The 6,402-nt window shown below is 71.2% G+C and carries 6 protein-coding genes; all 6 read right to left on the bottom strand.

Annotation, left to right across the window (positions count from 1 at the left end):
* Positions 1-69 precede the first annotated feature (69 nt).
* Positions 70-1,077: a serine hydrolase gene (locus O1R50_RS08670; RefSeq protein WP_270109554.1), complete on the bottom strand. Its 1,008-nt coding sequence runs from the start codon at positions 1,075-1,077 to the stop codon at positions 70-72.
* An 81-nt stretch (positions 1,078-1,158) separates the two neighbouring features.
* Positions 1,159-2,484 (bottom strand): glutamate mutase L, encoded by a 1,326-nt coding sequence (locus O1R50_RS08665; RefSeq protein WP_408612649.1) that lies wholly within the window; start codon positions 2,482-2,484, stop codon positions 1,159-1,161.
* Positions 2,484-2,864, bottom strand: a complete 381-nt coding sequence (kal, locus tag O1R50_RS08660) for a 3-aminobutyryl-CoA ammonia lyase (RefSeq protein ID WP_270109552.1) — start codon at positions 2,862-2,864, stop codon at positions 2,484-2,486. Before kal ends, O1R50_RS08665 begins: the two co-directional genes overlap by 1 nt.
* Positions 2,861-3,607, bottom strand: a complete 747-nt coding sequence (kamE, locus tag O1R50_RS08655) for a lysine 5,6-aminomutase subunit beta (RefSeq protein WP_270109551.1) — start codon at positions 3,605-3,607, stop codon at positions 2,861-2,863. The genes kal and kamE overlap by 4 nt, the downstream gene beginning before the upstream one ends.
* Positions 3,604-5,193: a lysine 5,6-aminomutase subunit alpha gene (gene kamD / locus O1R50_RS08650; RefSeq protein ID WP_270109549.1), complete on the bottom strand. Its 1,590-nt coding sequence runs from the start codon at positions 5,191-5,193 to the stop codon at positions 3,604-3,606. Before kamD ends, kamE begins: the two co-directional genes overlap by 4 nt.
* The gene (kdd, locus tag O1R50_RS08645; protein ID WP_270109547.1) at positions 5,190-6,242 is read right to left on the bottom strand and encodes an L-erythro-3,5-diaminohexanoate dehydrogenase; all 1,053 of its coding nucleotides are present in this window, start codon (positions 6,240-6,242) and stop codon (positions 5,190-5,192) included. Before kdd ends, kamD begins: the two co-directional genes overlap by 4 nt.
* Between the last annotated feature and the right edge of the window lie 160 nt (positions 6,243-6,402).

The raw sequence follows: 6,402 nt of genomic DNA, 5'->3' as shown, positions 1-6,402 counted from the left end.
TCCGGGGGGCCTCGGGGTGCCCCCGGGGGGGCCCCCGGGCGGCGCGCCCCGGGGACTCCGCCTATCTGCTTACTGGGTCAGGCCGCCGTTGAGGGCTTCCTGCTCCACTTCGAGGGTCACCGCGTCCGAGGCGGCCGCGCCCGCCGCGTTGACGATGTCGAACATCTTGCGGCCCATGACGGCGTGGGCCTGCACGGCCGGGTGGGTCGCGCCGTAGTTGCCCCAGTGGTCGGTGTACTGGGCCATGAACGAGTAGACGAGGGCCGGGGCGCCCGACGCGCTGTAGACCACGCCGGACTCGCTGCGGGTGGCGTCGTCCGCGCCGTACTTCATGGCGATGCGGGCGCGTTCGGCCGAGGACATGTTGCGGCGGAACCCGTCGTGGTAGCCGCTGAGACCCTTCAGGACGTTGAGGAAGAAGCTGGTGCGCTTCGCGGAGAGCAGCTCCCCCTTGGCGAGGCGGGTGAGCAGGTCGTTCGTCTCGAACGTGGTGGTGTTGCCGAGCCACATGCGGTTCGGGTTGGCCGGGTTGGGGATGACGCGCGTGTCGTTGAAGCCCTTGGCCGCCAGGGTCTCGTTGATCTCGGCGGGCGGGCAGACCAGGCCGCACAGCCGCACCGAGGTGTTGTCCGAGGTCAGAAGCATGGCGACCAGGACGTTCGCGACGGTGATCTCGTCGCCGTACGTGGTCTGGTGGAAGTAGAACCCGGAGCCGGTGAGGATGATGTCCGGGGTGAGGGTGATGCGGTCGTCCAGGGCGAGTTCGCCGCGGTCGATCTTGTCGAGCACGCCGAGCGCGATGCCGAGCTTGTTGATGCTCGCGGCGGTCTGAATGCTCGTGGAGCTCTTGTTGACGGCCACGACGGGCGCGCCGGTGCCGTTCAGGAGGGTCACATAGCCCTGCCAGGTGCCGCCGGCCTTGGCGGTCTCGGTGTCCCAGACCGCCTTGATCTGCGAGGCCGGCGTGACGGCGGCCTGCGTGGTGGACTGCTCCGCGTGCGCGGCGGAGGCGGAGCCGAGGACGGCACTGCCGGCGGTCACTGCGGCCCCGAGCTTGATTACATCGCGTCGTTCCATGGTCGCCTTTCGTTGGCTTGCAAGGTGTTGAGGGGATGTCGACACTGTTACGCCTCAAGGAGGGCGAGCGGTTGCCTCAGATCAGAACGAAGTGGACTCGAGGAGTCCTATTGCGGCACCGCGGTGGCCGTTCGCGGCGAGGAGCCCGGCAGGGGCCAGCCGGTAGTCCGCGTCGATCACGAAGCGGGCGTCCTTGGGGGGCCGGACGCCCCCGGAGGTGTCGGCGCCGACCGCCTCGCGCAGCCACACGGCGGCCTCGGGATCGCGGCGCAGGACACCGCCGGAGCCGACGACGAGACTCACGGCCGCGAGGTCCTTGCCGCCGCGAAGCGGCTCGGTCGGGCCCCCGATCCGCTCCCCGCGCGCGTGGCGGCGCACCGCGATCCGGGCGGCGAGAGCGCTCAGCTCCGCGTCGTCGGCGGGGTCGGAGGGCTTGAACCCGGGGTTCGCGGCGCGCAGTCGAGCGGCTTCCGGCAGGCCCCAACTGGTGGCGAGGTCCTCTTCATCGGCGGCTTCGGTGATGCCGACGGCGGTGTGGCGGACGCCGAGGTCGCCTTCGACGGTCCTTGAGCGCCAAGCGGTCCCGGCCACCTCGGCGCGCGGGCCCTCGCGCTCGGCGTCGGGGGTGAGCACCGAGTAGACGTCGGTGGTCGCGCCGCCGACATCGACCGCGAGCAGGTCCGCGCCCGTGGCCTCGGCGAGCAGTTCCACCCCGGTGAGCACCGCGTCGGGCGTGGCGGCCTTGACCATGCGGGTGAAGTCGGCGCTGGCGGAGAGGTGCTTCCCGGCGATCACGTGGCGGAGGAACACCTCACGAAGCGCGGTGCGGGCTGGCACGGGGTTGAGGACGCCGATGCGCGGCAGGACGTTCGCGACGCGGGTCGTGTCGATCCCTGCACCGGTCAGGAGCGCGGCGACGTCGTCAGCGGCGTCCGCGTTGCCCGCCAGGACGACCGGCGTGCGGGAGCCGGACTCGGCGAGCGCCGCCGCATGGGCGCGCAGGGCGGTCTCGTCGCCGCCGTCAGTGCCTCCGGCAAGGAGGATCACGTCGGGCCGAGACCCGGCGAGCTCCACGAAGTCGCCCGCCGTGAGGGCCCCGGCGCGCACGTCCATGATGCGGGCCCCGGCGCTGAGCCCGGCCCGGTAGGCGGCGCGGGCGGTGACCAGCGGCTCATTGCCGATCACGGCGAGCCGCAGGCCTCCGCCGGCCGAGGAGCAGACGAGCGTGTCGACCACTTTGGCGCCCTTCGGGGTCGCCTCGTCGGCGGCGGCGCGGAGGCCCTCCATGACGTCGGTGCCGATCGTGGTCGGGCGCGAGGCCGTGCCGAGGAGCGCGCCGGTGTCCGCGTCGACGGCGGCGGCCTTGGTGTAGGTCGATCCGACGTCGACGCAGACGACGGCTGCGATCACGGGACGACCACGGTGCCAGTCGCGGTGGTGGCGATGATCGGCACGTCGAGGACGACCGCGGCCGAGTCGCCGCGTTCCGGGTCGGCGCGGCAGACGACCATGAGCGTGAACTCGACGGTGCGGCTGCGGCGGCCCGTGCGGACCACGGTGGCGGTGGCCTCCACGACGTCTCCGGCTTTCACGGGGGCTTTGAACTGGACGTCCGCATAGGAGGCGAACAGGCCCTCGTCGCCGTCGGTGAGGATGCACAGCTCGGTGGCGACATCGCCGAACAGGCCGAGCCCGTAGGCGCCGTCGACGAGGTTCCCGCCGTAGTGCGCGTGGCCGTAGGGAATGTAGCGGCGGTGGGTGACCGTGGTGCCGTTGTGGTCGGTCATGCTGCGTCCTCTCTGCTGGTCACGAGCCGGTGGACGAGATAGGAGGCCACGTCGGACGGCGTGGTGCCGCGGGTGAAGATGCGGTCCACGCCGAGCTCGGTCGCCGCGCCCTCGTCGAAGCGGGGACCGCCGACGACGAGCAGCGGGCGGCGGCCCGGCGGCAGGGCCTCGCGGAAGGCCGCCGCCATCTCGCGGGTGTTGTGCAGGTGGGCGTCCTTCTGGGTCACGACCTGGCTCACGAGCACCGCGTCCGCCTCCTCGTCGACCGCCCGGTTCACCAGGTCGGGCACGGCGACCTGCGCGCCGAGGTTGACGACGCGGAGCTCGCGGTAGTACTCCAGGCCCTTCTCCCCCGCCACGCCTTTGATGTTGAGGATCGCGTCGATGCCGACGGTGTGCGCGTCGGTGCCGATGCAGGCGCCCACGACGCAGAGCTTGCGGCCGAGCCGCTCGCGGATGGCGTCGTTGACCTCCTTGGGACTGAGGTGCGGGTAGTCCTTCTCGACCACTTTGACCTCGTCGAGGTTGACGAGGTGCGTGGACGCGCCGTAGACGACGAAGAACGTGTAGCCCTCGCCGATGCCCTTGGCGTGCACGAGCATCGCGCCGTCGAGGCCCATCTTGGCGGCGAGCTGGAGGGCCGCGCCCTCGGCGCGCTTGTCGTGCGGGACGGGCAGGGTGAAGGAGAGCTGCACCATGCCGTCGCCGGTGGTGTCCCCGTAGGGCCTGATGATCCGGCTCATCGGGCGGCCTCCATCGGCTCGGCGTCCTGATCGGGGCTGGTCCTGTCCAGTTCCTCGGTTGCCGGATTCCAGTAGTCCTCGGCGCGCTTCGCCACGCCGTCGAGGCCGCGGCCGCCGTCGGCCGGGCGCTTCATGATGCCGAACGTGCCGTCGGCGATGGCGTTGAGCAGGCCGTCGTCCACGATCTTCTCGAGCAGGTCTACGGCCTCGCCGAGCACCTGGTTGGCGCGGTTGGCGATGAAGCCGTCCTTAGGCGGATGGAAGTCCTCGGCGAGCCCGGCGCAGGCGTTGAGCACGTACCGCACGTTCTGGAGCGCGATGTCCCGGTCGGAGAGCCAGGGCGTGACGACCGCTTCGGTCATCATGCCCACCAAGAGGATCGACTGCCCGGTCATGACCCCGGCGAGGTTGAAGAACCCGTCGAGGAGGTTCCCTCGGAAGACGTCGCCGGTCATGTGCTTGGTCGGCGGCATCCACTTCAGCGGCGCGTCGGGGAACAGCTGGCGGGCCAGGAGGGCGTGCGCGAGTTCGAGCCGGAACGACTCGGGCACCTCGGGATTGATCTCGAACGCGTGCCCGAGGCCGAGCAGCGGGTCGGGGAGCCCGGCCTCGTGGGCGAAGCGCTCGTTGAGCAGCTGCGAGACGGTGACCGTGTGGGCGGCGTCGACCGCGTCGGCCGTGGTCAGGTAGTTGTCCTCGCCGGTGTTGATGATGATCCCGGCGCGGGCGTGCACCTGGCGGCTGAAACGCTGGTCCACAAAGGTGCGGATCGGGTTGATGTCGCGGAACAGGATGCCGTACATCGAGTCGTTGAGCATCATGTCGAGCCGGTGCATCCCCGCCAGCGCGGCGATCTCGGGCATGCAGAGCCCGGACGCGTAGTTGGTGAGGCGGATGTAGCGGCCGACCTCGCGGGAGGTCTCGTCGAGGGCGGCGCGCATGAGCCGGAAGTTCTCCCCGGTGGCGTAGGTGCCGGCGAAGCCCTCGCGGGTGGCGCCTTCGGGAACGTAGTCCAGAAGGGACTGCCCGGTGGAGCGGATGACGGCGATGACGTCCGCACCGGCTTTGGCTGCGGCCTGGGCCTGAGGGATGTCCTCGTAGATGTCGCCGGTGGCGACGATGAGGTAGATCCAGGGCCGCTGGGGCGGGTCGCCGATCTCGGCGACGAGTTCGTCCCTCCTGCTTCGCGACCGGTCGATGCGGTCGAAGCCGTGGAGGACGGCGGCGCGGGCGTGTTCGCGGGCGGTCTCGGCGGCATGGCCTTCGGGGAGGGTGAAGCGGACGCCGTCGGCCGCCGCGGCGTGGGCGAGGCGGTCGAGGTCCGGGTAGTCCTTGAGCGCGTGGAAGACCGGGAGGGCGATGCCGTGGTCGATGCCGACCTGTTCCTGGACGGCGTCGGCGAGGCGGTTGACCCACGGGATGCCGTCGGGGTCGGCGCCGGTGAGGCCCGCGAGGCGGAGCGTGGCCCGCTCGACGGAGACCGTGGTGTGGCTGCGGGCCAGGTCGACGACGGGTTGGGCGGCCTTCGCGGCGAGGCGGCGGGCGCGGGCGACGACGGCGGGGTCGAGCGGGAGTTCGGCGGTCATTCGGTCTCCTCCCCTACCCGGTCGATGAACAGGTCCTTCAGGTGCGGGTTCGCCCTGAGGAGGTCGAGGGCGTAGTCGGCGTGGCCGGGGACGTACCCGTTGCCGATGAGCATCTCGACGTCGGCGGCGAGCCCTTCGGCACCGAGCGCGGCGGCCGTGAAGGAGGTGGCCATGGAGAAGAAGACGACGGTGCCGCCGGTGGCGGTCGAGAGGATCGCGCCGTGTTCGCAGCCGGGCACGTCGACGCAGACGACGGTGACGTCGGCGCCACGGCCGTCGAGGGCGTGCTCGACCTTCTTGGCGAGCCGGAGCGGGTCGGTGGCGTCGGCGATGACGATCTCGTCGGCGAGGCCGGAGCCGCGCAGGCAGGCGTCTTCGATCTCGTCGCGGACGACGGCGACCACGGTCGCGGCGCCGGCGTCCCGCGCGGCGGCGAGGGAGAGCGATCCGGACTTCCCGGCGGCGCCGAGGACGGCGACGGTGGTCTCGGCGGACGCGCGGCGGGCGACGACCCTGCGGACGAGCGCGGGCGCGCCGCATACGTCGAGGACGGCCAGCGCGAGGTGCTCGGGCAGGTCCGGGGGGAGCACGGCCGCGATGGAGCGGCCGAAGAGGATTGCGTGGCCGCTGGTCGGAACCTGCTCGGACTTGCCGTCCCAGCGCGCCAATCCGTCATCTATGTGCAGCGGGGTAAGGGTCAGGGAGACGAGGGTGGCGACCTTCTGTCCCGCTTTGAGCCCGAGCGGCGAGCGGGGGCCGACTTCTTCGACGGTGCCGATGAGCATGCCGCCGGAGCCGGTGACGGGGTTGTGCATCTTGCCGCGCCGCTCGATGATGGCGCGCACTTCGGCGCGGACGGCCTCGCCGTCGCCGCCGTGGGCGGTGTGGAGCTGCCGGTAGGAGGCCGCGTCGAGGTTGAGGCGTTCGACGCTGATGCGGACCTCGTCGTCGGCGATGCCGGGGTCGGGGTCGAGCCGGTCCGCTGCTTGTGGCAGCGCTCCGGCGGGGCTGACGACTCGGTGCGATCCGACCGGTGAGCCTGTCGACATCGTTGCCGCCCTTCTTGGTAGCAGAGTTTTTATAGAGTCTCAATATGCGGGACCTAGCGCACAACAGTAACGGAAGGTTATCCTCGTCACAAGGACGGTCATCCCCGTCTGCGAGGTTTCCCGGGCCAACAGCCCGGACATGGAGGTGAGAAGGTGTCGG

Origin of the sequence: Glycomyces luteolus (assembly GCF_027622875.1) — a bacterium.
Classification (GTDB): domain Bacteria; phylum Actinomycetota; class Actinomycetes; order Mycobacteriales; family Micromonosporaceae; genus Glycomyces; species Glycomyces luteolus.
The sequence above is the reverse complement of the archived record's forward strand: the minus strand, read 5'-3'. Positions and strand labels throughout refer to the sequence as shown.

Bases quoted from the DNA above. Each gene is read 5' to 3' on its own strand.
- O1R50_RS08670 (WP_270109554.1), bottom strand. From the start codon at position 1,077: ATGGAACGACGCGATGTAATCAAGCTCGGGGCCGCAGTGACCGCCGGC.
- kal (WP_270109552.1), bottom strand. From the start codon at position 2,864: ATGACCGACCACAACGGCACCACGGTCACCCACCGCCGCTACATTCCC.
- kamE (WP_270109551.1), bottom strand. From the start codon at position 3,607: ATGAGCCGGATCATCAGGCCCTACGGGGACACCACCGGCGACGGCATG.
- kamD (WP_270109549.1), bottom strand. From the start codon at position 5,193: ATGACCGCCGAACTCCCGCTCGACCCCGCCGTCGTCGCCCGCGCCCGC.
- kdd (WP_270109547.1), bottom strand. From the start codon at position 6,242: ATGTCGACAGGCTCACCGGTCGGATCGCACCGAGTCGTCAGCCCCGCC.